The organism is Massilia sp. LMS1-1-1.1 (genome assembly GCF_040815535.1).
GTDB classification, from domain to species: Bacteria; Pseudomonadota; Gammaproteobacteria; order Burkholderiales; family Burkholderiaceae_D; genus Janthinobacterium; species Janthinobacterium aestuarii.
Map to the genome: position 1 here is coordinate 274,011 of NZ_JBFPNG010000034.1, position 24,799 is coordinate 298,809.

28 protein-coding genes are annotated in these 24,799 nt (G+C 63.4%); 15 read left to right on the forward strand and 13 right to left on the reverse strand.

The window, feature by feature from the left end; translation table 11 throughout:
• Positions 1 to 6: 6 nt before the first annotated feature.
• A complete protein-coding gene (locus MRBLMS1_RS20015) occupies positions 7 to 834 on the forward strand; it encodes an IclR family transcriptional regulator domain-containing protein (protein WP_485881385.1) in 828 nt (275 codons plus the stop codon).
• Here MRBLMS1_RS20015 and MRBLMS1_RS20020 read toward each other — a convergent pair whose 3' ends face one another.
• From MRBLMS1_RS20020 to MRBLMS1_RS20035, 4 genes are read right to left on the reverse strand one after another with little or no spacing between them, the layout of a single operon-like run.
• Positions 835 to 1,692, reverse strand: a complete 858-nt coding sequence (locus tag MRBLMS1_RS20020) for a ChaN family lipoprotein (protein WP_485881387.1) — start codon at positions 1,690 to 1,692, stop codon at positions 835 to 837.
• A gap of 42 nt (positions 1,693 to 1,734) precedes the next feature.
• Positions 1,735 to 2,166, reverse strand: coding sequence for a DUF6691 family protein (locus MRBLMS1_RS20025; protein WP_485881389.1), 432 nt, complete (start codon positions 2,164 to 2,166; stop codon positions 1,735 to 1,737).
• On the reverse strand, positions 2,163 to 2,588 hold the full coding sequence (locus MRBLMS1_RS20030) for a YeeE/YedE family protein (RefSeq protein ID WP_485881391.1): 426 nt from the start codon (positions 2,586 to 2,588) through the stop codon (positions 2,163 to 2,165). The genes MRBLMS1_RS20025 and MRBLMS1_RS20030 overlap by 4 nt, the downstream gene beginning before the upstream one ends.
• Positions 2,589 to 2,595: 7 nt before the next feature.
• Positions 2,596 to 2,949: an ArsR/SmtB family transcription factor gene (locus tag MRBLMS1_RS20035; protein ID WP_485881393.1), complete on the reverse strand. Its 354-nt coding sequence runs from the start codon at positions 2,947 to 2,949 to the stop codon at positions 2,596 to 2,598.
• 334 nt (positions 2,950 to 3,283) lie between these two features.
• Here MRBLMS1_RS20035 and MRBLMS1_RS20040 point away from each other — a divergent pair, with 334 nt between their 5' ends.
• Positions 3,284 to 3,691, forward strand: a complete 408-nt coding sequence (locus MRBLMS1_RS20040; protein ID WP_128141959.1) for a PEP-CTERM sorting domain-containing protein — start codon at positions 3,284 to 3,286, stop codon at positions 3,689 to 3,691.
• Positions 3,692 to 3,761: 70 nt separating this feature from the next.
• Here MRBLMS1_RS20040 and MRBLMS1_RS20045 read toward each other — a convergent pair whose 3' ends face one another.
• From MRBLMS1_RS20045 to MRBLMS1_RS20060, 4 genes are read right to left on the reverse strand one after another with little or no spacing between them, the layout of a single operon-like run.
• A complete protein-coding gene (locus MRBLMS1_RS20045; RefSeq protein WP_034746783.1) occupies positions 3,762 to 3,941 on the reverse strand; it encodes a hypothetical protein in 180 nt (59 codons plus the stop codon).
• Positions 3,938 to 4,339, reverse strand: coding sequence for a DUF3224 domain-containing protein (locus tag MRBLMS1_RS20050; RefSeq protein ID WP_485881396.1), 402 nt, complete (start codon positions 4,337 to 4,339; stop codon positions 3,938 to 3,940). The genes MRBLMS1_RS20045 and MRBLMS1_RS20050 overlap by 4 nt, the downstream gene beginning before the upstream one ends.
• Entirely contained in the window at positions 4,339 to 4,926 is a 588-nt protein-coding gene (locus tag MRBLMS1_RS20055) for a DUF1697 domain-containing protein (protein ID WP_128141957.1), read from the reverse strand. Before MRBLMS1_RS20055 ends, MRBLMS1_RS20050 begins: the two co-directional genes overlap by 1 nt.
• A gap of 13 nt (positions 4,927 to 4,939) precedes the next feature.
• A complete protein-coding gene (locus MRBLMS1_RS20060; protein WP_485881398.1) occupies positions 4,940 to 6,502 on the reverse strand; it encodes a sensor histidine kinase in 1,563 nt (520 codons plus the stop codon).
• Between the two features lie 207 nt (positions 6,503 to 6,709).
• Between MRBLMS1_RS20060 and MRBLMS1_RS20065 the strand changes: the two genes are divergently transcribed.
• Both MRBLMS1_RS20065 and MRBLMS1_RS20070 read left to right on the forward strand, forming a co-directional pair.
• Entirely contained in the window at positions 6,710 to 7,048 is a 339-nt protein-coding gene (locus MRBLMS1_RS20065; protein ID WP_485881400.1) for a hypothetical protein, read from the forward strand.
• Positions 7,045 to 7,890, forward strand: a complete 846-nt coding sequence (locus MRBLMS1_RS20070; RefSeq protein WP_070301229.1) for an HDOD domain-containing protein — start codon at positions 7,045 to 7,047, stop codon at positions 7,888 to 7,890. Before MRBLMS1_RS20065 ends, MRBLMS1_RS20070 begins: the two co-directional genes overlap by 4 nt.
• Before the next feature lie 141 nt (positions 7,891 to 8,031).
• Here the strand turns inward: MRBLMS1_RS20070 and MRBLMS1_RS20075 are convergent, their stop codons facing one another.
• Entirely contained in the window at positions 8,032 to 8,358 is a 327-nt protein-coding gene (locus tag MRBLMS1_RS20075) for a hypothetical protein (RefSeq protein WP_034746769.1), read from the reverse strand.
• A gap of 662 nt (positions 8,359 to 9,020) precedes the next feature.
• Between MRBLMS1_RS20075 and miaB the strand changes: the two genes are divergently transcribed.
• The 11 genes from miaB to MRBLMS1_RS20130 all read left to right on the forward strand — a co-directional run bounded on the left by miaB (position 9,021) and on the right by MRBLMS1_RS20130 (position 20,569).
• Positions 9,021 to 10,388 carry a tRNA (N6-isopentenyl adenosine(37)-C2)-methylthiotransferase MiaB gene (miaB, locus tag MRBLMS1_RS20080; RefSeq protein ID WP_485881403.1) on the forward strand — a complete coding sequence of 456 codons (1,368 nt, stop codon included), beginning with the start codon at positions 9,021 to 9,023 and terminating at the stop codon, positions 10,386 to 10,388.
• Positions 10,385 to 11,449: a PhoH family protein gene (locus tag MRBLMS1_RS20085; protein ID WP_485881404.1), complete on the forward strand. Its 1,065-nt coding sequence runs from the start codon at positions 10,385 to 10,387 to the stop codon at positions 11,447 to 11,449. Before miaB ends, MRBLMS1_RS20085 begins: the two co-directional genes overlap by 4 nt.
• Positions 11,433 to 11,903, forward strand: coding sequence for an rRNA maturation RNase YbeY (gene ybeY / locus MRBLMS1_RS20090; protein ID WP_485881406.1), 471 nt, complete (start codon positions 11,433 to 11,435; stop codon positions 11,901 to 11,903). Before MRBLMS1_RS20085 ends, ybeY begins: the two co-directional genes overlap by 17 nt.
• Before the next feature lie 136 nt (positions 11,904 to 12,039).
• Entirely contained in the window at positions 12,040 to 12,462 is a 423-nt protein-coding gene (locus MRBLMS1_RS20095; protein WP_485881408.1) for a DUF4259 domain-containing protein, read from the forward strand.
• 117 nt (positions 12,463 to 12,579) lie between these two features.
• Positions 12,580 to 13,458 carry a CorC family transporter gene (locus MRBLMS1_RS20100; protein ID WP_034746750.1) on the forward strand — a complete coding sequence of 293 codons (879 nt, stop codon included), beginning with the start codon at positions 12,580 to 12,582 and terminating at the stop codon, positions 13,456 to 13,458.
• Positions 13,459 to 13,474: 16 nt separating this feature from the next.
• Positions 13,475 to 15,055 (forward strand): apolipoprotein N-acyltransferase, encoded by a 1,581-nt coding sequence (gene lnt / locus MRBLMS1_RS20105; RefSeq protein WP_223278941.1) that lies wholly within the window; start codon positions 13,475 to 13,477, stop codon positions 15,053 to 15,055.
• Between the two features lie 147 nt (positions 15,056 to 15,202).
• Entirely contained in the window at positions 15,203 to 16,117 is a 915-nt protein-coding gene (gene glyQ, locus MRBLMS1_RS20110; RefSeq protein ID WP_485881411.1) for a glycine--tRNA ligase subunit alpha, read from the forward strand.
• Positions 16,118 to 16,154: 37 nt separating this feature from the next.
• Complete coding sequence (gene glyS / locus MRBLMS1_RS20115) at positions 16,155 to 18,257, forward strand: glycine--tRNA ligase subunit beta (RefSeq protein ID WP_485881413.1); 2,103 nt, start codon at positions 16,155 to 16,157, stop codon at positions 18,255 to 18,257.
• On the forward strand, positions 18,257 to 18,844 hold the full coding sequence (gene gmhB, locus MRBLMS1_RS20120) for a D-glycero-beta-D-manno-heptose 1,7-bisphosphate 7-phosphatase (protein ID WP_152253092.1): 588 nt from the start codon (positions 18,257 to 18,259) through the stop codon (positions 18,842 to 18,844). Before glyS ends, gmhB begins: the two co-directional genes overlap by 1 nt.
• Positions 18,845 to 18,860: 16 nt before the next feature.
• The gene (locus MRBLMS1_RS20125; RefSeq protein ID WP_034746739.1) at positions 18,861 to 19,601 is read left to right on the forward strand and encodes a lysophospholipid acyltransferase family protein; all 741 of its coding nucleotides are present in this window, start codon (positions 18,861 to 18,863) and stop codon (positions 19,599 to 19,601) included.
• Between the two features lie 44 nt (positions 19,602 to 19,645).
• Positions 19,646 to 20,569 (forward strand): M48 family metallopeptidase, encoded by a 924-nt coding sequence (locus MRBLMS1_RS20130; protein WP_485881874.1) that lies wholly within the window; start codon positions 19,646 to 19,648, stop codon positions 20,567 to 20,569.
• A 102-nt stretch (positions 20,570 to 20,671) separates the two neighbouring features.
• Here the strand turns inward: MRBLMS1_RS20130 and waaA are convergent, their stop codons facing one another.
• The 4 genes from waaA to MRBLMS1_RS20150 form a co-directional block, all read right to left on the reverse strand.
• Entirely contained in the window at positions 20,672 to 21,946 is a 1,275-nt protein-coding gene (waaA, locus tag MRBLMS1_RS20135; RefSeq protein ID WP_485881415.1) for a lipid IV(A) 3-deoxy-D-manno-octulosonic acid transferase, read from the reverse strand.
• A gap of 18 nt (positions 21,947 to 21,964) precedes the next feature.
• Positions 21,965 to 22,987 carry a lipopolysaccharide heptosyltransferase I gene (waaC, locus tag MRBLMS1_RS20140; protein WP_485881416.1) on the reverse strand — a complete coding sequence of 341 codons (1,023 nt, stop codon included), beginning with the start codon at positions 22,985 to 22,987 and terminating at the stop codon, positions 21,965 to 21,967.
• A 4-nt stretch (positions 22,988 to 22,991) separates the two neighbouring features.
• Positions 22,992 to 24,386: a phosphomannomutase/phosphoglucomutase gene (locus MRBLMS1_RS20145; protein WP_485881417.1), complete on the reverse strand. Its 1,395-nt coding sequence runs from the start codon at positions 24,384 to 24,386 to the stop codon at positions 22,992 to 22,994.
• 90 nt (positions 24,387 to 24,476) lie between these two features.
• Entirely contained in the window at positions 24,477 to 24,785 is a 309-nt protein-coding gene (locus MRBLMS1_RS20150) for an H-NS histone family protein (RefSeq protein WP_077408468.1), read from the reverse strand.
• Positions 24,786 to 24,799: the final 14 nt, after the last annotated feature.

Sequence of the window (24,799 nt, forward strand, 5' to 3'; positions counted from 1 at the left end):
ATTGCCATGACCGCACGCAGCAGCACCTCCCTTTCCGCCGAAGAAACCGCCGATGCCGACGGCGCGCCGCGTCCCGGCGACAGCTATGTGCAATCGTTCGCGCGGGGCCTGGCCGTGCTGCGCAGCTTTGGCGCGGACGCGCCGCAACAGACCCTGAGCGAAGTGGCGGAACGGGCGCAGCTGACGCGCGCGGGCGCGCGGCGCATCCTGCACACCTTGCTGCATCTCGGTTATGTGGAAGCGGATGGGCGGCTGTTCCGTTTGACGCCGAAGGTGCTCGATCTCGGTTACGCCTACCTGTCATCCTTGCCCGTGTGGACGCAGGCGCAGCCGCTGCTGGAAGAATTGATGCAGACCTTGCGCCAGTCGTGCTCGGCCACAGTGCTCGACGGCGACGACATCGTGTATGTCGTGCGCCTGTCCGCGCACCGCACCATGTCGATCAACCTGGGCATCGGCAGCCGCCTGCCCGCCTATTGCACCTCGATGGGCAGAGTGTTGCTATCGGGCCTCACGCCCGACGCGCTGCGCGAACGGCTGTCGAAGATGGCGCTGCTGAAAATCACGCCGGCGACCAAGGTCGATATCGACGTCTTGATGGAAGAGATTGCGCAAGTGCGGCGCCAGGGCTGGTGCCTGGTACAGGAGGAGCTGGAACAGGGCTTGATCGCCCTGGCCGCGCCCGTGTTCGACCGGGCCGGCAAGGTGGTGGCGGCGATCAACGTCAGCGGCCAGACGGCGGGGCCGTCCGTGGCGCATCTGCTGGAACACAGCTTGCCGAAACTGCTCGATACGGCAAGCCGGGTCAGCGCGCTGGTGCGGGTGCAGCAGTGATTATTTCTTGAACTTGGCGCACGGATCCGGGCGCGGCTGCCCCGGCATCTTTTGCGTCAGGTCGAACGTGCCCTTGTAGCCGGTGTTCCCCTGCTCCAGGTAGCCGATGCTGCGCACGTTCAGTTGCGGGTCGGCCAGCTTCAGCCAGCGGGGCACGCCGATATCCTTGCGCACATGCTCATTGCCGGCGATCAGCACCACGTCGCGCGGCGCCTGGTCGCGGATCAGCTTGGCCATCCAGATATCGCGCGCCACCTGGGCGTTGACGACGCCACCCACCATCATGTCGGGCAGCATATTGCAGCGGGCCGCCTGGACTTCCTTCTTTTGCCCTTCCAGGATATCGGCCGGCACGGGCGCGGCCAGGTACGTGGCCACCATGGCGGGCGGCATCGACCACTGGATGCCGTCGCGCACGATGCGCGAGGCATCGGCCGGCGACAAATTGCCGGCGACCAGGGTCAGCTGGTAGCTGATGACGAGGTCCAGCACGGGACGGTACACGCTCCAGTCCCAGCGCGGCTGTTCCATCACGCGGATGATGCAATCGGGGTCGGCGCACTCGCGCGCGGCGCGCGTCAGCAAGGCCTGGTTTTCGCGGTCGAACTGCTCCATGACGATCACGGGACGCCAGCCGGCCGCCAGCCGGCGCTGCAATTCTGCGACCCGCAGGCGTTGGCCTTGCGCATTGTCATGCACTTCACCGAGCAGCAGCACTTGCGGATTGGGCAAGGCGTCAGCCACCGGCGCGGGAGCGGGCGGGGCTTCCTTCTTCAGCAGGCTGCCGCAGGCGGCCAGCGCCAGCACGCTGCACAGCAGGGTGGCGCGCGCGCCGGCACGGAAAATCTCGGTCTTCATGTAAGCGGTATCCAAAGTGGCGATGCGCCAGATTGTACCGTCTCAGGCCGGCGCGGGCAGCTTGCGGCGCTCCAGCACTTCAAACACGGCCATGCCGGCCAGCATGGCGCCGGCAAACATCCACGCTTTCGGCTGGCCCGCCAGCAGCGACACGAGGGCGGGACCGGGACAGAAACCGGCGATACCCCAGCCCGCGCCAAAGGCCAGGCTGCCCAGCAGCAAGCGCCGGTCGATGCGCCGCGATGCCGGCAACTGCATGGGCTCGCCCAGCAGCGACTTGCTGCGCCGCCGGGCCAGCCAGAAGGCCGGCAAGGCCACGCCGATGGCGCCGCCCATCACCAGCGCCAAGGACGGGTCCCAGGCGCCGGCCAGGTCGAGAAAAGCGAGTACCTTGGCCGGGTTGGACATGCCGGAGACGATGAGGCCCAAGCCAAAGACGAGGCCGCTTAACAGGGAAAGAATCAGTTTGTTCATACGTGGCGCAACAGATAGACGGTGAGGAAGCCGGCCGCCATGAAGGCGCAAGTGGCCGCCAGCGAACGCGGAGACAGGCGCGACAGCCCGCACACGCCGTGGCCGCTGGTGCAGCCGGCGCCATAGCGCACACCCACGCCCACCAGCAAGCCCGCGACGATCAGGGCGGGCGTGCCTGCGTCGATCTGTACGGGCGGCAAGGCTTGCCACATCGGGTACAGCAAGGGTGTGCCGATCAGGCCGGCAAGAAAGGCGATGCGCCAGCCCAGGTCGCCACTGCGCGGGCGCAGCAAGCCGCCGACGATGCCGCTGATGCCGGCGATGCGGCCATTGAACAGGATCAATAGCGCAGCCGCCAGGCCGATCAGCATGCCGCCGGCCAGCGAGGCCCACGGCGTGAAGTGCTGCCAGTCTATGGTCATGGCAGGGTCAGTCCGCTTCGTCGTTGAACGGGGCGCGCGGCGCGCAAAATTGCGCGTACAGCACTTGCAGCACGGCCAGCACGGGCGCGCTGGCGACGCGGTAATAAATCTGCTTGCCGTCGCGTCGCGTGGCCACCAGCATCTCTTCGCGCAGCACGCCCAGTTGCTGCGACAGGGACGGCTGGCCGATGCCCACTTTTTGCTCGAGGTCGCTGACGCAATGCTCACCCTGCGATAGCTGACACAGCAGCATCAAACGGTCGGCATTGCCCATGGCCTTGAGCAGCGAGCTGGCCTTGTAGGCCGAGCCACGCATGGCGTCGAGGTTGTATTCGGCGTGTTGTGTTGCGACTGTCTCCATCTTGCCCTCCCACAGGCGGTCATGTTGAATAGCGTGCGATAAACAATATACTAATCAATATATTGTTTTCGTGCTGGCGATTCACGCAAAAAAACAACAGTGTTTTTTCGTCGATAGCATCCTTATGCAAAGTGTGCGGCAGCGATCATGTTTACGCTATCAAAATGACAAATATTCGTAATAAAGAGGAAATAAGCGTATCAAAATTGTCACGATCTATGCTGTAATGGGAGAACAGCAGAAAAACCATGATACGCCCCCGTACGGGCGAATTGTCCGTCCATGCGCTAACCGGTGTCGGCTGCGCCGCACGGTGAACAACAGGGAGAGCACGATGAGAATCTATCAGTCGCTATGCATGGCCTTGCTGGCGCTGTCGGCCAGCACATGGAGCATGGCGGCAGTCAGCGACACGACAGCCGGCAAGCTGCAGGAAGCTGGCGAACGCGTGACGATCGATGAAAGCATCAGCTTGAATAATAATCCCGGCTGGGAAACGCCGGACTTGCCGTATGCACGCCTGCTGGCCAGCAGCAGCGCGACGGCGGCACCGCACTGGAGCACCAGTGGCGCGCGCCATGTGGCCCTGGCGCCACCGAGGCCCATGACGGCCGCACCCGCACAGCAAGCCAACGTGCCGGCCCCCGTGCCTGAAGCGAGCATGTACTCGATGTTGCTGGTGGGATTGGGCCTGGTGGCCTTGAGCCTGCACGGCGAAAAACAGGAAAAATTCGATAACTGACGGCGCCTGCACTGGCAAGGTGCTGCTGAAGAACATTCCGCCTGGTGCGGAATGTTTTGTTATGGCGCCATCATTTGTCCAGCAGGCGGCAGACCCGTTCGATGTTCCCCACCGGAATGCCCGACTTCAGGGCCCGCGCGATGCAGCCCGCCTTGTCCGGGCCCGAGGCGGAAATGAGCACGAAGGCCGTCACCACCACGCTGATGGCGACAAGCACGATCAAGACACCCTTGACGATATCCCAGTTCATTGCGTCTCAACAATGTCATACGTAAAGTCATAATAATGCTTGCCGTCCTCGATGCGGATGGCCAGGCTGCCCCTGAGTCCTTGCAACTGCTCCGTTCCCGTATCGGGCACCACCGTCACCGACAAGGCGGGCACGCCGCGCGTCATCGTGCCGCTGTGCTGCAAATAAAAACTGCCGTGGCGCCCGTCCAGGCTGCCTTCCACCCGTTCCAGCGCCACATAGCCTGCCGAGCCCGTCACGCTGGCGCGCGCGCTCAGCATCTCGCCCTGCGCGCTGGCCTCGAGGGCGCCGTGGTAGCGTTTGTCGAGCGACAAGCGTCCCAGCCCCGATTGCGCGGCCGTGTCCGACAAGGTTTCCGGGGTAATGGTGACGTCGAAGGTACCGGTAATGGAAGGCATCAGTGCTCCTTGGAAAATGAAGAGGTGGCTGCCGCATCGGGTCCGCTCAGCAGCGCATGCAGTTTTTGCATGGTGGCCCAGTTGCGCGACGTGACGCCGTCGCCCAGCAGCACGCCCAGCGCCGCCACCACCTTGCTGGCCAGCACGCCATCGGGACACCACGCATATGCGGCCCAGCGCCCCAGCGCCAGCGCTTCGGGCTGCCACGACTGCTGCAAAAGCGGCGCCAGGCGCTTGACGTCGGCCGGGTTGTTCAGCACCAGGGTCAGCAAGCGGGCCGCATCGGCCGCCGGCGCCAGGGTGTTTTGTTCGACCAGCTCGGCAAACTGGCTGGCCGACAGCACCGTCACCCTGGCTGCCACGCCCAGTTTCAGCACCAGCGCTTCCTCGATGCGAGCAGCGGCCTCGGCCGGCGCTACCTTGCCGCCGTCATACACGACATTGCCACTGTTGAGTACCGTGCGCACTTGCGCAAACCCCAGGTCGCCCAGCAGCTTGCGCAGGTCGGCCATGGCCACGCGCTTGGCGCGGCCCACATTAATCCCGCGCAACAGCGCCACTTGCTGACTGTTTTCTATTTGTGCCATGCTGTCTCCTTGCCTATGCCTGGCTGCTGCTTTCCGGCAACGGCGTCACCGTGGGCAGGCGCAGCAGGAACGTCGCACCCTGCCCCAAGGTGCTGCTGACCGTGATGGTGCCGCCAAATTGCTTGGCAATCAAGTTGAACACGATATTCAAGCCCAGTCCCGTGCCGCCCTGCCCGCGCCGCGTGGTGACAAACGGATCGAACACGCGGTCGAGCATGTCGGGCGCGATGCCGCGGCCGTTGTCGCGCACCTGCATGGCGATCGCGTCGCCATCGCGTCGCACGCCGATATGGATGTTGCCGGCCATGTCCGCATCAAACGCATGCTCGACGCAGTTCAACACCAGGTTGGTCAGCACCTGCGCCAATGCGCCCGGATAGCTGTCGAGCATGATGTCTGGCGGGCAATCGATATCGATGCTGATGCGCGTCTTTTTCAGGGTCGGCTGCAGGCTCGAGATCACCTCGCCGATATAGTCGCGCAATTCGAACAAACGGCGCGCCTCGCTGACCTGGTCGACGGCGATCTGCTTGAAGCTGTGGATCAGGTGCGCGGCGCGGTAGGCATTGTTCATGATCAGCCGCGCGCTTTCGCCGGCCGTTTCCAGGTAGCGCACGATGTCGGTCTTCTTCACGCTGCCGCCGGCCACGGCCGCGCTGATGTCATCGGTGGCTTCCTTCAGCACCGAGGCGCTGGTCAGGGCGATGCCGACCGGGGTGTTGATTTCATGCGCCACGCCGGCCACCAGGCTGCCCAGCGAAGCCAGGCGTTCCGATTGCAGCAACGATTCCTGCGCGCGGCGCAGCTCGTCCATGGCCTGCGCCGTTGCCTGCTGGGAGCGGCGCGCCATGTCTTCCGCCTCGCGGCTGCCTTCGATGATGGACTTGAGCTTGCGCTGCACGGCATTGAAACCGCGGATCACGTCGCCCAATTCGTCGCGCCGGTTTTCCGGCAGCTCTTCAACGTCATCGCTGCCGCGCGTGGCCAGGTCGAACAAGCCGTCGCGCAACTGTTTCAGTGGCTCGAAGACGATGCGCAGGCTCAGCGCCAGGGCGCCCACGAGAATGATATCCAGCAGCAGCACTTCCAGCACCTTGCGCCGCACTTCGGCATGCAGGGCCGCATCGATCTGCGCACGGCTGAAGTTGACGATGACCTTGCCGACGATCACCGGCTTGCCGCCCGTGGCCGCCGCCACGGCGTCGCGAAACACCAGCGGCGCCTCGACGGGCGTGCCGCCCATGGCCACGTCGGCGCTCAAAGGCACCAGGGTGCCGCCCGCGTCGCGCACCTCGCCCGCGAACAGGCCGACCGAGGCGTCGTAGACGCGGATGCCAACCAGTTCCGGCGGCAGCATTTCAGCCGCGACGATGCTGTCGACCTTGGATTTGTCGAGGTCCCACAGTGCCGAAGGCAAGCTGGTCTGCAAGCGCGTGAGCACGCCGCTACGCAAGCGCGCGCTGCCCGATTCGAGTTCTTGGCTCAGTGTATATTGGGTATAGCTGCCGGAAATGCCCAGCACCAAGGTGACGATCACGACAAAAAGCAGGGTCAGCCGGACTTGGATACTCGCCATCAATCAACACTCCCCGGGCCAGGCCAGCCGCCGGCCCGCGGCGCGGGCGTAGATACGTCGGCAATACAAGGGCCTGAATCAAATGTACGGTATGACATGCTTATTGGCAAGATTTACAGTATTCCCACTTTCGATAGAGACTTTGATGCAGGTTGAGACATTGCGGCATGGCAATGGTAATATCCCGCAATCATCTAAGGAGTCGTCATGGCGGTCACGCATCAACATCTACCCCTGGAACAAGTTCGTCCCGGCATGATCTTGTCGGATGTCTTGCTTGATGCGCATGGACAAGTGCTGTTGCCGCAAGGCGCGGTATTGACGGAAAACATGCTGGCCCTGATGCCCCGCCACAACATCGACATGCTGCCCATCCAGGCGCCGCCCCCTTCGCCGGAAGCAATCGCCGCGCAGCAGGCGGCCGACAGCGAACGGCTGGCCTACCTGTTCCGCAAGCATGATCCCGACGATCCCCTAGACGCGGCCACCACCTTGCTGCGCAGCTATGTCACGGTGTACCGCCTGGGCACGGGAGAGGCCGCATGAGCACGCAGCTGACGCTCGACGATATCGTCGCCCACCTCGATGACCTGCCTTCGCTGCCCGCCGTCGTCATGGAACTGCTCAACAGCATCGACCAGGAAGACGTCGATATTTCCGTGCTGGCCAAAAAAGTGTCGTACGACCAGGCATTGACGGCGAAAACCCTGCGCCTGGCCAACTCGTCCCACTATGGCTTGCAAGTGAAGGCCACCACCATCCAGCAGGCGATCACCTACCTGGGCTTCCAGACGACGCGCAGCCTGATCACGTCGGCCGCCATCACCGGTTGCTTCCCGGAAGGACGCTGCCCCGGTTTCGACGACAAGGCCTTCTGGCGTCATTCGGTGGCGACGGCCGCCTGCGCCAAAGTGCTGGCGCGGCAGATCCGCTTCAACCAGGATTACGCGTTCACGGCCGGCTTGCTGCACAACATCGGCCGCCTGGTGCTGGTCAGCAGCTTTCCCGCGCACTACGCGCAAGCCATCGCCCACCAGGCCGCGCACGATTGCAGCCTGCTCGAAGCGGAGCAGGCCGTGCTGGGCGTGGACCACGTGCAGGCGGGCGTGGCCCTGGCCGAACACTGGAATTTTTCCGACACCATGCGCCTGGCGCTGGGCAACTACCTGCAGCCGGAAACGCCGGGGGCAGGCTTTCTCGCGTCGCTGATCCACGTGGCCAATGCGGTTGTTTGCGCGCTCGACCTGGCGCAGGCGGGCGACGACATGGTGCCGCGCGTCTCGCCGGTGGCCTGGGATGCGCTGGGCCTGGGCGAAGACGCGTATCTGCAGCTGTTCCGCGAAACGGAGCTGCGCTACGATGAAATCACCTCGGCACTGCTCAGCTAAACAACGCCGCAAACGCAAACGGCTCTCGCTGCGAAGCGAAAGCCGTTCTGGATACTACGGTCGGTCCATGCTGCCCGGTCCACGCCAGCCTGTTGCCGCCAGCAGCTATGCAAGCGGCACAGTCAGCGCGTAACCGCCACATCAGTGCGCGTAATTCGATTCTTGCGCATCGCCGCGGTCTTCCGCTTTTGGACGGCCCTGGGCGTCGGACAGACGATACTTGGTGCGGCGGTCGCCCATCAAGTCGCGCAGGTCGCGGATGCTCATGCCCGTTACTTCGTGCATGCGGATCAGCAGCGAAGCGCCAACCGGCAAGCGGTGGTGGCGGATCTTGCTGATGACCGGTGGCGCCACCTCAAGCAGACGCGACAGGGCTGCATCGTTCTTCAGCTGCATCTTGCTCAGCAGAATATCCAGCAGGTGGTTCGGGTTGTAACTCTCTTGCGATGCTAATGCATGATGTGCCATGATTTTTCCTCGTCTGGTGAATGTAGAAAATAATGCCGATACGAACTTAAGGCTGGCTTAGAGTGTTTAAATAAACGTCTTTCCCACTGATTCAGCCTTCCCCCGCCCTTCCTCCTTATCGCACTGCCCGCACAGGACTCGCACAGCCACGCCCAGCCAACGTACGCAATTTGCCGCGTGAGTAAAAAGCACTGCAATACACCAAAATGAATTGCATATAAGACAATATACTAGCCCAAACACGCGGCATCTGCGCCTCGCGCAAACTTCCTGATTGTTAAATATCAATCAAGCTGCTGGTTGGCTTGGCAACGATGCTATTTCAACACATTAGGATGCCAGCGGGCGCACACAAGGCTTTGCAGCAACTTGTTACAAATCAATGGTGACGTACGGCAATAAATGCTTTTGAGCATCACGACACATGGCGGCATATACAAGCGGCAACCTTGTCGGCAAGGTCAGCACGACATGGCCCGTGCCCGCGATTTACGCTAAACTATGGCCTGAACTTGCAGCGAGCCTGCCACCGGGCAGCCAGAGGCGCCCGGCCGGTCATCCACCGCCTCCCGCCCCGAGCGGCGCACGGCGCAAGCCGCCTGCCCAGCTTATTTTCCGCCACACTTATTTGCAGCCACATTTACCGATAAGCGCCTGACTCCATGCAGAAAAAAGTATTCATTAAAACCTTCGGCTGCCAGATGAACGAGTACGACTCGGACAAGATGGCCGACGTGCTGGGCGCCTCCGATGGCCTGGTACGCACCGACACGCCGGAAGATGCCGATGTGATCCTGCTCAATACCTGCTCCGTGCGCGAAAAGGCGCAGGAAAAAGTGTTTTCCGACCTGGGCCGTCTGCGCGAGCTGAAACTGGCCAAGCCGCACCTGTTGATCGGCGTGGGTGGCTGCGTGGCGTCGCAGGAAGGCGACGCCATCGTCAAGCGCGCGCCGTATGTCGATATGGTCTTCGGCCCGCAAACCCTGCACCGCCTGCCGCAGATGATCGAACTGCGCCGCGCCAGCGGCGATGCGCAAGTGGACATCAGCTTCCCGGAAATCGAAAAGTTCGACCACATGCCGCCGGCCAAGGTGGAAGGCGCTTCGGCATTCGTCTCCATCATGGAAGGCTGCAGCAAATACTGCAGCTACTGCGTCGTGCCCTACACGCGCGGCGAGGAAGTGTCGCGCCGCTTCGAGGACGTACTGACGGAAGTGGCGGGCCTGGCCGCCCAGGGCGTCAAGGAAATCACACTGCTGGGGCAAAACGTGAACGCCTACCGGGGCGCGATGGAAGGCGGCGAGATCGCCGACTTCGCCCTGCTGCTCGAATACGTGGCCGACATTCCCGGCATCGAGCGCATGCGCTTCGTCACCAGCCACCCGAAGGAATTCACGCAGCGCCTGATCGACGCCTACGCGAAGATCCCGCAGTTGGTCGACCATTTATATCTGCCGGCGCAACACGGCTCCGACAAGGTGCTGGGCGCCATGAAGCGCGGCTACACGGGCCTCGAATACAAGTCCATCATCCGCCGCATCCGCGCCGTGCGCCCGAACATGGCCATCTCGTCCGACTTCATCGTCGGTTTCCCCGGCGAGACACAAGCCGACTTCGACGCCATGATGAAGCTGATCGCGGACGTCGGCTTCGACAACAGCTACAGCTTCATCTTCAGCAAGCGCCCCGGCACGCCGGCCGCCAGCCTGGAAGACGACACGCCGCATGAAGTGAAACTGGCCCGCTTGCAGCAGTTGCAGGCGGCCATCGACGCCAACACGCGCAAGTACAGCCTGGCCATGGTGGGCACGGTGCAAACCATCCTCGTCGAAGGCCGCTCCAAAAAGGACACCGATGACAGTGAACTGCAAGGCCGCACGGAGAACAACCGCGTGGTCAACTTCGACGCCGGCCCGGACGGTTTGCAGCTGGTCGGCCAGCTGGTCGACGTGCGCATCACCGAAAGCCATTCCTACACCCTGCGCGGCGAATTGGTCGCCAGCGCACCCGCATTGAAAAGAGCCAGTTGAAAACCAAAGCCCCGATACAGCCGCATTACTTCATCCCCGAGCCGCTTGATAACACGCGCCTGGCGCACCTGTGCGGACCGCTCGATGAAAACCTGCGCCAGATTTCCGCCGCCCTCGACGTGACGATCTTCCGCCGCGGCGAAAAATTCATCGTCGGCGGCAGCAATGCCGAACGCGCCGTGGAAATCCTCGAGCAGTTCTACGCCATCGCCAACAAGGTCGTGCCGCTCGAAGAAGTGCAGTTGGCCCTGGTGGAACAGCGCGCGGGCCTGTCCGCCGCCTCCGAACACCATGCCAACGCGCCCGCCAGCACCTTCGTCGAGCCGGACATCGCCAGCCCCGTGCTGAAAACGCGGCGCTCCGACCTGCGCGGGCGCACGCCGCACCAGATCGCCTACCTGCGCGACATCCTCGAACACGACATCAGCTTCGGCGTCGGTCCTGCCGGCACGGGCAAAACCTATCTGGCCGTCGCCTGCGCCGTCGACGCGCTCGAAAGGGACGCCGTCAAGCGCATCATTTTGACGCGCCCCGCCGTCGAAGCGGGCGAGCGCCTGGGCTTCTTGCCGGGCGACCTGGCGCAAAAGGTCGACCCGTATCTGCGTCCCCTGTACGACGCGCTGTACGATTTGCTGGGTTTTGACCGCACGCAGAAGCTATTTGAAAAACAGGTGATCGAGATCGCCCCGCTGGCCTATATGCGCGGACGCACCTTGAACCACGCCTTCGTCATCCTCGATGAAGCGCAAAACACCACCGTCGAACAGATGAAGATGTTTTTGACGCGCATCGGTTTTGGCAGCAAGGCCGTGGTGACGGGCGACGTGACGCAAGTCGACCTGCACAAGAGCCAGACGAGCGGCTTGATCGACGCAGTGCACGTGTTGAAAGACGTGCGCGGCATCGGCTTCACGCAATTTAACAGCACCGACGTGGTGCGCCATCCGCTCGTCGCGCGCATCGTCGATGCCTATGAAACGGCGCAGGCGGACAATGCCGACGCCGCCCACCTGCCCTCCTTATTGAAACCAGCTGCCGCCAAAAATGTCCGAAAAAAATAAACTGTCCCTGTCCGTGCAATACCCGGACACCCGCCTGGAAGCCCTGATCACGCGCCCGAAAGTGCGCCGCTGGGTCAAGGCGGCCCTGTTCGCGCCAGCCGAATTCACCATCCGCTTCGTCGACGCGGAAGAAGGCCGCACCCTGAACCGCGACTACCGCGAAAAGGACTATGCCACCAACGTGCTGACGTTCGCCTACAACGAAGGCGAAGAACTGGGCGACGACGAACCGACGCGCGCCGACATCATCCTGTGCACGGACGTGCTGGAAAAGGAAGCGGCGGAACAAAAGAAGAGCGTGGAAGAGCACACGGCCCATTTGATCGTCCACGGCGTGCTGCATGCGCAAGGCTACGACCACATGGATGACGAGGAAGCCACCGAGATGGAGGGTCTGGAAACGGAAATCCTCGCAAAACTCGGCATCAGCGATCCCTACGCGGACCAAAAATAAACCGCGTAGGTCGGGTAGGTCGGGTTAGCCCGCAGGGCGTAACCCGACAACACCCAACAACTTAACCGGAGCACCGCAACGTCTGACCTGCGTGCCACAATAGCACCATCAACCACACACGCAACAAGGACACACTATGGGCACTTGGGCCACCGACGCCTTCGGCAACGACTACGCCATGGATTGGGCGCAGGATTTGCACGAATATAAAACCTTGGAACTGGTCGAGACGACGCTCGACAACGTCATCGACAGCCAGGAAGCGGAACTGGAAGCGCCGTTCGCCGCCGAAGCGCTGGCCGCGCTGGAAGTGATCGCGCGCCTGCAGGGCCAGCCAGGCGAGGACGACCCGGCCACCGCGGAAGTAGACGAATGGGTGGCCGCCTGCAAGAAGAAAGTCACGCCGCCGCTGCTGGAAAAAGCGCGCCTGGCCTTCGAGCGCATCACGGCCGAATCGTCGGAACTGCGCCAGCTGTGGCAGGACAGCGAGCATTTCGCCGACTGGCAGGCCGACGTGGCGGCCTTGCGCACACGCGTGCTGGGCCAGGAAGCGGCGTAAAACATCGCGCAACGGCGCACTTCAACGTATTAAATTTGCATCAAAAGCGGGGAAATCCGGTATGGCCCCACTTTTGGTGTATCCTATATCCCTTCGCAACAACGGCTCACGCCTCCTATGCCCGAGCACCCTAGTGGCGTCAGAACTGACGTCAAGCCCCACCGGTCACTGTTTGAACGCCTGACCGCACTCATTTCCCCCGAGCCAGAGAACCGTGCAGAATTGCTCGAAGTTCTACACGATGCGCATGAACGCAAGCTGATCGACGCCGACGCCCTGTCGATGATCGAAGGCGTGTTCCAGGTATCGGATCTCTGCGCGCGCGACATCATGATTCCCCGTTCGCAAATGGATGTCATCGACATCAGCAAGCCGATCGAGGAATGGATGCCGGAAGTCCTGTCGACCGCCCACTCGCGCTTCCCCGCGATCGAAGGCGAGCGCGACAAGGTCATCGGCATCCTGCTGGCGAAAGACTTGCTGCGTTATTACGCAGAAGAAACTTTCGACGTGCGCGACATGCTGCGCCCCGCCATCTTCATCCCCGAATCGAAACGCCTGAATGTGCTGCTGCGCGATTTCCGCGCCAACCACAATCACATGGCCATCGTCGTCGATGAATACAGCGGCGTCGCCGGCCTGATCACCATCGAAGACGTGCTGGAACAGATCGTCGGCGACATCGAGGACGAATACGACTTCGACGAAGCCGAGGACAATATCCTGTCGCTCAAGGAAGGCCAGTTCGGCCCCCGCTGGCGTGTCAAGGCGCTGACCGAGATCGAACAGTTCAACGAAGAAGTGGGCAGCCACCTGGTCGACGACGACGTCGACACCATCGGCGGCCTCGTGTCGAAGTATCTGGGCCGCATGGCGCACAAGGGCGATATTTTCGACTTGGGCAATCTGCGCTTCGAGGTACTGCGCGCCGATGCGCGCCAGGTGCACGTGCTGCTCGTCGAGCGCCTGCCCAACGTGCCGGAACTGGAACTCTGACATGCGCGTGCTGTAAATGCGTTTCAGACGCGCCGACCCCAACGCCCCCGCCAAACCGCCCCGCAGCACGTGGGCGCGCATGCTGACTGCCGCCATCGCCGGCGCCGTCGCGGTGCTGGCGTTCGCCCCTTTCGGCTACTGGCCGCTGCAAATCCTCAGCCTGGGCGTGCTGTTCTACCAGGTGCTGCGCGCATCGAACGTCAAGGCCGGCGCGCTGATCGGCTGGGCCTACGGCTTCGGCTGGTGCGCGGCCGGCACGCACTGGCTGTATATTTCCATGCACCGCTATGGCGACATGGCAGCGCCGATCGCCGCCATCGCCGTGGCCCTGCTGGCCCTCCTGATGGCCATTTACGTGGCCATGGCCATGGGCGCGGCCGCCTGGCTGCGCCAGCGCTGGGTGCTGTCCCTGCCCGCCATGACCTTGCTGGTATTGCCCGCCACGTGGACCCTGTTCGAATGGACGCGCGGCTGGCTGTTTACGGGTTTCCCGTGGCTGGCCACCGGCTACGCCCACAATACCAGCCCGCTGGGCGGCTTTGCCCCCATCATCGGCTCGTATGGCCTGGGCTGGCTGGCGGCGCTGTCGGCCGGCGCCCTGCTCTTGCTCACGCACCGCACGCGCTGGTTTGCGCTGGGCGGCGTCATCGCGCTGTACGCGGCCGGCATCGGCTTGCAGTATGTGGCGTGGACCCACCCTGTCGGACGCCCGATCACCGTGCGCCTGCTGCAGGGGAACGTGCCGCAGCAGCAGAAATTCGACCCCGGCTTCGTGCTGGGCGCCCTGCAGATGTACCAGAGCGCCATCACCAGCGCGCCGGCCGACCTGATCGCCACGCCGGAAACAGCCGTTACCGTGCTGCCGCACCAGCTGCCGCCAGGCTATCTGGATAGCCTGGGCACCTATGCGCAGCAGACGGGCAGCACGATTTTGGTTGGCATGCCCGTGCTCGACGAACAGCAGCGCTTCTACAATGCGGCCGTGGGGATCACGCCCAACGGCACGCCGGGCCCCTACTACCAGTATCGCAAGCACCATCTGGTGCCATTCGGCGAATTCGTGCCGCCCGGCCTGCACTGGTTTGTCGCCATGATGGCCATCCCGCTGGGCGACATGGGCCGCGGCGCGGAAGTACAAGCGCCTTTGCCCGTGCGCGACCAGCTGGTGCTGCCGAATATCTGCTACGAAGACTTGTTTGGCGAAGAAATCGCCGGCCAGCTGGCCAGCGCCCACCGCCATGGCAAGCAGTCGGCGTCCGTGCTGCTCAATATCTCGAATCTGGCCTGGTTTGGCGACTCGATCGCCATCCCGCAGCATCTGCAGATTTCGCAGATGCGCAGCCTGGAAACGGGCCGCCCCATGCTGCGCTCGACGAACACGGGCGCCACCGCCGTCATCGACGGCAAGGGCGTAGTGCAAAGCCTGCTGCCACCGGAACAGCAAGCGACCCTGGCGGCCAAGGTGCAAGGCATGGGCGGCATGACGCCATACATTCTGTACGGCAATAAACTGGTGCTGGCCCTGGCCGCGCTGGCCCTGCTGACAGCCTTCCTGCTGTCGCGCGCCGCCCGCCGTGGCCGCGCCGCGCAGCAATAAGCGGCCGATATTGCCCGAAGAGTCACAGTGGGCCCGTAAAAACCGCTAAAATTAGCAAAACCCCGGCCCGGACGCGCTGCCAAGCATGCGTCCGGGCTTCAAGCAAACCTTAACAAAGCGCAGCCTCCCGCGCGGCGAACTCATACGATGCTCACATTTCAACAAATTATCCTGACCTTGCAAACCTATTGGGACAAGCAAGGTTGCGCCCTGCTCCAGCCTTACGACATGGAAGTCGGCGCCGGCACTTTCCACACCGGCACCTTCCTGCGCGCGATCGGCCCGGAACCTTGGCGCGCCGCGTATGTGCAGCCGTCGCGCCGCCCGAAAGATGGCCGCTATGGCGAAAATCCGAACCGCATGCAGCATTACTACCAGTATCAGGTGGTGTTGAAGCCGGCGCCGGAAAACATCCTCGACCTGTATCTGGGTTCGCTGGCCGCGCTGGGCCTGGACTTGGAACAGAATGACGTGCGCTTCGTCGAAGACGACTGGGAAAGCCCGACCCTGGGCGCCTGGGGCCTGGGCTGGGAAGTCTGGCTGAACGGCATGGAAGTGACCCAATTTACCTACTTCCAGCAAGTGGGTGGCCTCGATTGCAAGCCCGTGCTGGGCGAGATCACCTACGGCATCGAACGCCTGGCCATGTATCTGCAAGGCGTGGAAAACGTGTATGACCTGGTGTGGACCGAGTGGGAAGAAAACGGTACCACAAAAAAACTGACCTACGGCGACGTCTTCCACCAGAACGAGGTGGAGCAATCGACCTACAACTTCGAGCACGCGAATACGGACCTGCTGTTCGAACAGTTCGGCAACTATGAAGCGGAAGCGAAGCGTTTGATCGAGCTGCAACTGACCCTGCCCGCCTACGAAAAGATCATGAAGGCCTCGCACAGCTTCAATATGCTCGATGCGCGCGGCGCCATCTCGGTGACGGAACGCGCCGCCTACATCGGCCGCGTGCGTACCCTGTCGCGCCTGGTGGCACAAGCGTATTACGACTCGCGCGAACGCCTCGGTTTCCCGATGCTGCCCGCCGCAGACCAAGCCGCCGCCTAATTCGAGCCTCTACACCGCCGTACCTGACAAGAACACCATGAACCAAACACTGCTCATCGAACTGCTGACCGAAGAACTGCCGCCGAAAGCGCTGGCCAAACTGGGCGCCGCCTTCACGGCCGGCATCGTCAACGGCCTGAAATCACGCGACTTCCTCGAAGCCGACAGCGTCGCCACCAGCTACGCCTCGCCGCGCCGCCTGGCCGTCTCCATCACCAACGTGCGCGAAGTCTCGCCCGATAAGTCGATCCGCGAAAAAGTCCTGCCCGTCTCCGTGGCGCTGGACGCGAACGGCAACGGCACGCCGCCGCTGGCCAAGAAACTGGCCGCGCTGGGCTTCCCCGATCTGACGGTAGCCGACCTGGAACGTGCCGTCGACGGCAAGGCTGAAAGCTTCTTCTACACCTACACGGCGCCAGGCAGCCAGCTCGCCGCCGGCGCGCAAGCGGCGTTGACCGAATCGGCCGCCAAGCTGCCGATTCCAAAGCTGATGAGCTATCAGCGCCCGGACGGCACCACCGTGCAATTCGTGCGCCCTGCCCACAGCCTGATCGCCCTGCACGGCATCAATATCCTGCCCCTGACCCTGCTGGGCCTCACGGCCGGCCGCAGCACCCTGGGCCACCGCTTCCTGACCGACGGCGAACCGATCGCCATCGCGCACGCGGAAAACTATGCGCCATCGCTGATCCTCAACGCCAGCGTCATTGCCAGCAACGAGGAACGCAAGGAACGCATCCGCGCCCAGCTGCTGGACAAGGCCGGTGCCGACCAGGTGCTGATGCCCGAAGCGCTGCTCGATGAAGTGACGGCCCTGGTCGAATGGCCGGTCGTGTATGAATGCCACTTCGAGGAAGAATTCCTGGCCGTGCCGCAGGAATGCCTGATCCTCACCATGCAGACGAACCAGAAGTATTTCGCGCTGACCGATAGCGAAGGCAAGCTGCGCTCGCGCTTCCTGATCGTCTCGAACATCGAGACGGACACGCCCGAGCACATCATCGGCGGCAACGAGCGCGTCGTGCGTCCGCGCCTGTCTGACGCCAAGTTCTTCTTCGAGCAGGACAAGAAGAAGACCCTGGCATCGCGCCTGCCGCTGCTGGCCAACGTCGTCTACCACAACAAGCTGGGCACGCAAGCGGCACGCACAGAGCGCGTCAAGTCGCTGGCCGGCGCCATCGCCGCCAAGCTGCAGTACGACGTGGCCCTGGCCGAACGCGGCGCCCTGCTGGCCAAGGCCGATCTGCTGACCGACATGGTCGGCGAATTCCCCGAACTGCAAGGCATCATGGGCACGTACTACGCGCGCCATGACGGCGAACCGGAAGAAGTGGCCTTGGCCGCCTCCGAACACTACCAGCCGCGCTTTGCCGGCGACAGCCTGCCGTCCACCGCCACCGGCACCGCCGTGGCCCTGGCCGACAAGCTGGAAACCCTGGTCGGCATCTGGGCCATCGGCCTGGCGCCCACGGGCGACAAGGACCCGTTCGCGCTGCGCCGCCACGCGCTGGGCGTGCTGCGCATGCTGCTGGAAAAACGTTTGCCATTGTCGATCCAGGGCTTGCTGGCGGATGCGGCAGCGCAGTTCGCAGCGGTGCCCGGCTTCAAGGACCCGGTCGCGGATGTGACCACCTTCATGCTGGACCGCCTGCGTGGCATCCTGCGCGAGCGCGGCTTCTCGCCGAATGAAATCGAAGCCGTCGTGGCACAGAATCCGGACCGCCTGGACGACATCGTGCAGCGCCTGGAAGCCGTACAGGCATTTGCCGCCCTGCCGGAAAGCGCCTCGCTGGCGGCCGCCAACAAGCGCATCACGAACATCCTGAAAAAGAACGAGGAAGCCGTGAGCCAGGTTGCCGCCGGCGGCGTCAACGTGGCGCTGCTGCAGGACGAAGCGGAGAAAAAACTGGCCGCCGCCGTCTCGCGCGTGCAGCCGGAAGTCGACGCGGCCTTTGCCAAGGGCGACTTCACCAGCACGCTGCAAACCCTGGCGCAGCTGCGCGACGACGTCGATGGCTTCTTCAACGACGTGATGGTGATGGCCGAGGATGTCGCCCTGCGCAACAACCGCCTGGCCTTGCTGTCGTCCCTGCACGGCATGATGAACCGCGTGGCCGACATTTCCAAGCTGGCGGCATAATGGGTACTCCGGCGCTGAAACTGATTATTCTCGACCGCGACGGCGTCATTAATCATGACTCGCCGGACTTCATCAAGTCGCCGGCCGAATGGCTGCCGATCCCCGGCTCGCTCGAAGCGATCGCCCGCCTGAACCAGGCCGGCTATCGCGTCGTCATCGCCTCGAACCAGTCGGGCATCGCGCGCGAATACTTCGACATGACGGTGCTGAACGCGATCCACCAGAAGATGCACACGCTGGCGCAGCAGGTCGGTGCCGATATCGACGCCATCTTCTTTTGCCCGCACGCGGGCGCGGACAATTGCGACTGCCGCAAGCCGAAACCGGGCATGTTCCATGAAATCTCGCAGCGCTACAACACCAGCCTGAAAGGCGTGCCCACGGTCGGCGATTCCCTGCGCGACCTGCAGGCCGGTTTCATCAGCGGCTGCGTGCCCTACCTGGTATTGACGGGCAAGGGCGAAAAAACCAACGAGACGGGTGGCCTGCCCCCCGGCACCCAGGTCTTCCCCGACCTGGCGGCCGTCGTCAGCCACCTGCTCAAGGCGCCAGCGGCACCGGCGCCCACCGTAGCATTGAGTATCTAATTTTCGGAGAACCGCATTGCGTAATATTTCCCTGTTCCTGCGATCACTGCTGTTCATGATCATCATGATCGTGGCCACCATCGTCTGGGCCTGCGTGTGCTTTTTTGCCGCGCCATTGAGCTACAACAAGCGCTATTGGGTCACCTCGCGCTGGAACGTGTTTATCCTGTGGTGTGCCAAGGTCATTTGCGGCATCCGCTATGAAGTCAAGGGCGCCGAGAACTTCCCCGACGCGCCGGCCATCGTGCTGTCGAAACACCAGTCGGCATGGGAAACCATCTTCTTGCTTCCCAGCCTGCCACGCCCGCTCGTGTATGTGTTCAAGAAGGAGATTTTGTACATCCCCTTTTTCGGCTGGGCCATGGCGCTGCTGCGCATGATCCCCATCGACCGCAAACAGGGCAAGCATGCGTTCAAGAGCGTCGTCGCGCATGGCAAGCGCCGGCTGGCCGATGGCCAATGGATTATCATGTTCCCTGAAGGGACCCGCATTCCCGTGGGCCAGGCGGGCAAGTACAAAAGCGGCGGCACGCGCCTGGCCATTGCAACGGGCGCCGTGGTGGTGCCGATTGCGCACAATTCAGGCGAGTGCTGGCCCAAGCAGTCATTCCTCAAACGCCCGGGACTGATCACCGTCTCGATAGGCAAACCGATTTCGCCGGAAGGGCAAACCCCGGACAGCATGATGCAACAGGTGGAAAATTGGATAGAATCAGAAATGCGCGTCATTTCGCCTCACGCCTACAACGCTGGCTAGACGGCATCAGCGCGGTCATCCAGGAGCCGACGCTGCGCCAGCAGATGAAGACCATCAAGGTCGGCGACCAGCAACTGGATTTGTTCGCGCATGACGTCTCGACCAGCACGCCCCCGGCGGTGCGCCCCACGGCACCGCCAGCGCCGCCCGTGGCGCCACCGGTAGTGGCGCCCGCGCCGCCCATCGTTCGTCCCGCCCCGCCTCCCCTGCCTTCCCCGCCACGCAGCGCCGATGGCCCGCCATTGCGCCAGCTGCAGCTGGGCAGCCACCTCGTTGAATTCGCGCTGCGCCGCTCCACGCGCCGTTCCATCGGCTTCATGATCGACGATAACGGCTTGCGCGTGACGGCCCCCAAGCGCGTCACCCTGGCCGAAATCGACAACGCCATCCGCGCCAAGCAAAGCTGGATCGTCTCGAAGCTGCTGGAACGGGGCGAGCGCAAGGTGCAGCGCCAGCAGCGCCCGCCCGTGGCCTGGGTCGATGGCGCCGTGCTGCCCTACCTCGGTGGCGAGATCACCTTGCGGTTGCACCAGGCGCCGCGCCACCGCGCCAGCTTCCAGCGCGAGACGAATGAGCTGCACGTATGGGTCACGCCCACGGGCAGCGAACAGCAATTGAAGGAAAAAGTGAAAGGCTGGTTCCAGCACGAAGCGCGCCAGCTGTTCGAGGCGCGCCTGAACGTATATGCGGACAAGCTGGGCGTGCGCTACGATTCATTATCCCTGTCGTCGGCCGGCACACGCTGGGGCAGCTGCACCATCGAGCGCAAGATCCGCCTGAACTGGCGCCTGATCCACTTCGCCCTGCCACTGATCGACTACGTGGTGGCACACGAGCTGTCGCACCTGCTGGAAATGAACCACAGCCCCCGCTTCTGGGCCACCGTGGAATCGATTTATCCCGATTACGATGGCGCCAAGCAAGCGCTCAGAAAGCGCTCGCAAGAGCTGCCTGTGCTGTTTACGTAGGCGCCTGTCGGATTACGCTCTACGAGCTAATCCGACCTACAGTCACGTAGGTCGGATTAGCGCAGCGCGCGTAATCCGACGCCATTGTTGGCCGCGTGCCCATCACGGCAGCAAAGGCTTGATGGCCGCGATAGTGCGCGGCGTGGCCCCCCGCTGCTGGTTGGCAAACGCCAGCGCCCGCTCTCCCATGGAAGATAAACGCGCCGGATCCTGCAGCAAGGCCGATGCCTGCGCCATCAGCGCATCGGCATCCGCCACCAGCGTGGCGCCGCCGGCGGCGATCGCCTGCTCGGTCACCAGCGCGAAATTGAAGGTGTGGGGGCCGATCAGCACGGGTTTGCCCAAGGCCGCGGGCTCGATCAGGTTTTGCCCGCCCAGCGGCAGCAGGCTGCCGCCGACGAAAGCACAATCGCAGGCCGCGTAATACGCAAACATCTCGCCCATCGAATCGCCCAGCAGCACTTGCGTGCCCACAGCAACGGCTGCATCCTGCGCCAGGCCGGACCTGCGCTGCACTGTCAGGCCCTGCGCCGCGATCAATTTTTCCACCTCGTCGAAACGCTGCGGATGGCGCGGCACGATCAGCAGCAGCGCATTCGCCGGCAAGCTGGCACGAATATACGCATCGAGGATCAACTGCTCTTCCCCTTCGCGCGTGCTGGCGCACAGCAGCACGGGACGCTGGCCGATGGCGTTGCGCAGCCAGGTGCCCGTCGCCAGTGCCGCCTCGGGCACGACGACGTCGAACTTGATGCTGCCCGTGACGACGACGTCCTGCACGCCCAGCTGGCGCACGCGATCGGCGTCGTCCTGCGTCTGCGCCGCCACCAGGGTGATGCCGCGCGCCGCATCGGCAATCAGCTTGCCCAGGCGCTGCGCCTTGCCCAGCGAGCGCTGCGACAGGCGCGCATTGGCCAGCACCACGGGCACTTTGTAGCGATTGCATTGGTGGATCAGATTCGGCCACACTTCCGTCTCCATCAGGATGCAGATGCGCGGCGCGAAATGGCGGATGAAACGGGCCGGCATGGCGCCCGTGTCGTAGGGCAGATAACTTTGCACGAGGCGCGCGCCGTGTTTGGCGAACAGGGATTTTCCTGTCGCGCGCCCCGTCGGCGTCATGTGCGTGAGAACGATGCGGCACGCGGGCCAGGCGGCCAGCAGCGCATCGATCAGCGGCTCGGCCGCGCGCGTTTCGCCGACGGAGACGGCGTGCAGCCAGATGGTGTTTGTAGCAGACGCCGGCTGGCGCCCGTAAAAGCCCAGGCGCTCGCCCCAGTGCTGGCGGTAGCCGGGTTCCTGGCGTCCGCGCAGCCACAGCCGCGCCAGCACCAGGGGCAAGGCCAGCCACCAGGCAAGGGTATAAAGAAGTCGCATGATGATTGAATGTTAAAGTCAGGCGGGAGGATAGTCTGCCAGCAGGCGCCGTGCCGCGGCCAGCACTTCCGGCACGCCGGGCGGCGCGCCTTTATCGCCCAGGTTGATGATTTTCGGCGACCAGTTGCCTTCCGTTTTCCACAGCGGCGAATCGGCATAGACTTCCACCGTCGGGCGCACAAAGGCGGCCGCGATGTGCGTCAGACCCGTGTCGACGCCGACCACCAGCGCCGCGTGGCGCGCCAGCAGGGTGGCGTCGCCCATCGACAGCTTCGGCAGCACGCGCGCGTTCGGTAATCCGGCCGCCAGTTGTTCCGCTTCCGCCTTTTCCTTGGGCGAACCCCAGGGCAGCAAAATCGGCATCGGTGCGAGCGCCTGGCCCAGGGCGATCCAGTTTTCCGGCGCCCATTTCTTGGCGTCGCGCGCCGTACCGTGGAAATACACGCAGTAGGGTGCTGCCCCCATCCAGTCCGGGCGCGGCTCGCTGCTTGGCACTTCCGGCAAGCCGAAATCGGCCGGCGTGTCGGCCGTGTAGCCGAGCGCCGCGGCGGCCACCAGGCGGCCGCGCGCTACCGCATGCGTGCGCGGATCGAGCGGAATGCTTTTCGTGTGAAAAATGCGCGATATGCCTTCGTAGCCCGAGCCTTCGCTGCCATTGGCCAGGCCGACCTTCTGTCCGCCCGGCGCCAGGCGCGCGGCGCCCATGATGATGCCCGTCTTGAGCAAACCCTGGGTATCGAACACATAATCGTAGTGCGTCTGGCGCAGGCTGCGGAAGAAGGCGGCGATTTCCGCGCGCGTCTCTTTCTTGCCCAGGCTCTTGCGCCAGCGCCGCAGCGCGAACGGGAAGATGGTATTGACACGCGGGTTCAGGCGCACCAGGCTGGTGTAGCCCTCTTCGACCACCCAGTCGATGGTCGCGTTCGGGAAATGGCGGGCGATGTCCGCCACCATCGGCAGGTTATGCAGCACGTCGCCCAGCGAAGACACGCGCACCAGCAGGATTTTCAAGGGCGCCTGTGCGCCAGGTTGAGCGGCCATGCTGTCAGAACGGCAGTACGGCGTCAGGTTTGGCGGCCAGGATCACGCTCTTGAACTGCCCCTGGATGCGCGCCAGGGCTGCCGGCGTTTCCGCTTCGAAGCGCATGACGATCACCGGCGTGGTGTTCGACGAGCGGGCCAGGCCGAAACCGTCCGCGTATTCCACGCGCAAGCCGTCGATGGTGATGATCTGTTCATTGCCGGGGAAGACGGCGTCGCGGCGCAGCATGTCCATCAGCGCGACGTTCTCGCCTTCCTTCAGTTCCAAGTGCAGTTCCGGCGTGCTGTCGGACTGCGGCAGGGAGTTCAGCAAAGCCGAAGGGTCGGCTTCGCGCGTGAGGATTTCCAGCAGGCGCGCGGCCGAGTACATGCCGTCGTCGAAACCGTACCAGCGGTCCTTGAAGAAGATATGGCCGCTCATTTCGCCGCCCAGCGGCGCCCCCGTCTCGCGCAGCTTGGCTTTCACCAGCGAGTGGCCCGTCTTGTACATCAGCGGCACGCCGCCATGCTTGCTGATCCACGGCGCCAGGTGGCGCGTGCATTTCACGTCGTACAAAATCTGCGCGCCAGGGTGGCGGGTCAGCACGTCGGCGGCAAACAGCATCATCTGGCGGTCAGGGTAGATGATCTGGCCATCCTTGGTGACCACGCCCAGGCGGTCGCCGTCGCCGTCGAAGGCGATGCCGATTTCCGCATCCGTCTCGGCCAGGCAGCGGATCAGGTCTTGCAGGTTTTCCGGATGCGCCGGGTCCGGATGGTGGTTCGGGAAATTGCCATCGACTTCGCAGAACAGTTCGATGACTTCGCAGCCCATGCCGCGGAACAGGTCGCCCGCGAACGCGCCGGCCACGCCATTGCCGCAATCGACGGCGATCTTGATCGGGCGCGCCAGCTTGACGTCGCCCAGGATGCGCTCGAGGTAGGCGGCACGGATATCGTGCGTGGCATAGCTGCCCGGATTGGCAACGTCCCTGGCGCTGGCGCTGCCGTCGTGCGCGACGATGCTGTGGTACAGCGCCTGGATCGCTTCGCCGTGGATCGCTTCGCCGGCCAGCACCATCTTGAAGCCATTGTAGTCAGGTGGATTGTGGCTGCCCGTGACCATGATGCCGGAGCGCGTGTCGAGCACATTCGTGCCGAAATAAACCATCGGCGTGGCCACCACGCCCAGGTCGATCACGTCGACGCCTGCCGCTTGCAAGCCCTGCGCCAGCGCCGCCGTCAATTCCGGTCCCGACAAACGGCCATCGCGGCCGATCACGACCCGCTGCTCGCCCTTGGCCAGGGCGGCCTGGCCAAATGCCTGGCCGATCTTGTGCGCCACGCTGGCATCGAGGGTTTTAGCGATGATGCCGCGAATATCGTAGGCCTTGAAGATCGTTTGGGACAATGGAAGCATGGTGTGGCCGGTATAAGTAGGGTCAATAAGGTTCCTGGCAAGGTGCAGCGCGCGGCTGGCAGCTTGCTACTGCGCCAAGAGCATACCGAATTATACGCGCAGCAGATCGATCGACTTGCCCGATTCCACCCACTGCCTGACCCACAGCGGCTGGCGGCCACGACCTGTCCATTGTTCGGTCGCATTGTCAGGATGGCGGTAACGCACAGCGACTTTGCCCGTGCGCGGGTGCAAACCATCGAGTATCAGCTGTTTCAGCGGAATGCCCGCCTGCTGCGCGATGGCCATGATCTGTTCGCGCGCCTTGTTCAAGTCTTCGCGCTCGCGGCTGTTCAATTCCTGTTTGACATTATCTTCCAGTTTGCGCAATTCCAGCATCGTCATCGTAGACAAATCCATTGGGACATCCTTTA

Coding starts and splice junctions, on each gene's coding strand:
- glyQ (WP_485881411.1), top strand. CDS start 15,203: ATGCTCACATTTCAACAAATTATCCTGACCTTGCAAACCTATTGGGAC.
- ybeY (WP_485881406.1), top strand. CDS start 11,433: ATGTCCGAAAAAAATAAACTGTCCCTGTCCGTGCAATACCCGGACACC.
- MRBLMS1_RS20055 (WP_128141957.1), bottom strand. CDS start 4,926: ATGGCACAAATAGAAAACAGTCAGCAAGTGGCGCTGTTGCGCGGGATT.
- MRBLMS1_RS20050 (WP_485881396.1), bottom strand. CDS start 4,339: ATGCCTTCCATTACCGGTACCTTCGACGTCACCATTACCCCGGAAACC.
- MRBLMS1_RS20065 (WP_485881400.1), top strand. CDS start 6,710: ATGGCGGTCACGCATCAACATCTACCCCTGGAACAAGTTCGTCCCGGC.
- MRBLMS1_RS20070 (WP_070301229.1), top strand. CDS start 7,045: ATGAGCACGCAGCTGACGCTCGACGATATCGTCGCCCACCTCGATGAC.
- miaB (WP_485881403.1), top strand. CDS start 9,021: ATGCAGAAAAAAGTATTCATTAAAACCTTCGGCTGCCAGATGAACGAG.
- MRBLMS1_RS20025 (WP_485881389.1), bottom strand. CDS start 2,166: ATGAACAAACTGATTCTTTCCCTGTTAAGCGGCCTCGTCTTTGGCTTG.
- gmhB (WP_152253092.1), top strand. CDS start 18,257: ATGGGTACTCCGGCGCTGAAACTGATTATTCTCGACCGCGACGGCGTC.
- MRBLMS1_RS20150 (WP_077408468.1), bottom strand. CDS start 24,785: ATGGATTTGTCTACGATGACGATGCTGGAATTGCGCAAACTGGAAGAT.
- MRBLMS1_RS20100 (WP_034746750.1), top strand. CDS start 12,580: ATGCCCGAGCACCCTAGTGGCGTCAGAACTGACGTCAAGCCCCACCGG.
- waaA (WP_485881415.1), bottom strand. CDS start 21,946: ATGCGACTTCTTTATACCCTTGCCTGGTGGCTGGCCTTGCCCCTGGTG.
- MRBLMS1_RS20095 (WP_485881408.1), top strand. CDS start 12,040: ATGGGCACTTGGGCCACCGACGCCTTCGGCAACGACTACGCCATGGAT.
- MRBLMS1_RS20040 (WP_128141959.1), top strand. CDS start 3,284: ATGAGAATCTATCAGTCGCTATGCATGGCCTTGCTGGCGCTGTCGGCC.
- MRBLMS1_RS20045 (WP_034746783.1), bottom strand. CDS start 3,941: ATGAACTGGGATATCGTCAAGGGTGTCTTGATCGTGCTTGTCGCCATC.
- MRBLMS1_RS20020 (WP_485881387.1), bottom strand. CDS start 1,692: ATGAAGACCGAGATTTTCCGTGCCGGCGCGCGCGCCACCCTGCTGTGC.
- MRBLMS1_RS20060 (WP_485881398.1), bottom strand. CDS start 6,502: ATGGCGAGTATCCAAGTCCGGCTGACCCTGCTTTTTGTCGTGATCGTC.
- MRBLMS1_RS20030 (WP_485881391.1), bottom strand. CDS start 2,588: ATGACCATAGACTGGCAGCACTTCACGCCGTGGGCCTCGCTGGCCGGC.
- MRBLMS1_RS20130 (WP_485881874.1), top strand. CDS start 19,646: ATGAAGACCATCAAGGTCGGCGACCAGCAACTGGATTTGTTCGCGCAT.
- waaC (WP_485881416.1), bottom strand. CDS start 22,987: ATGGCCGCTCAACCTGGCGCACAGGCGCCCTTGAAAATCCTGCTGGTG.
- lnt (WP_223278941.1), top strand. CDS start 13,475: ATGCGTTTCAGACGCGCCGACCCCAACGCCCCCGCCAAACCGCCCCGC.
- glyS (WP_485881413.1), top strand. CDS start 16,155: ATGAACCAAACACTGCTCATCGAACTGCTGACCGAAGAACTGCCGCCG.
- MRBLMS1_RS20145 (WP_485881417.1), bottom strand. CDS start 24,386: ATGCTTCCATTGTCCCAAACGATCTTCAAGGCCTACGATATTCGCGGC.
- MRBLMS1_RS20075 (WP_034746769.1), bottom strand. CDS start 8,358: ATGGCACATCATGCATTAGCATCGCAAGAGAGTTACAACCCGAACCAC.
- MRBLMS1_RS20035 (WP_485881393.1), bottom strand. CDS start 2,949: ATGGAGACAGTCGCAACACAACACGCCGAATACAACCTCGACGCCATG.
- MRBLMS1_RS20015 (WP_485881385.1), top strand. CDS start 7: ATGACCGCACGCAGCAGCACCTCCCTTTCCGCCGAAGAAACCGCCGAT.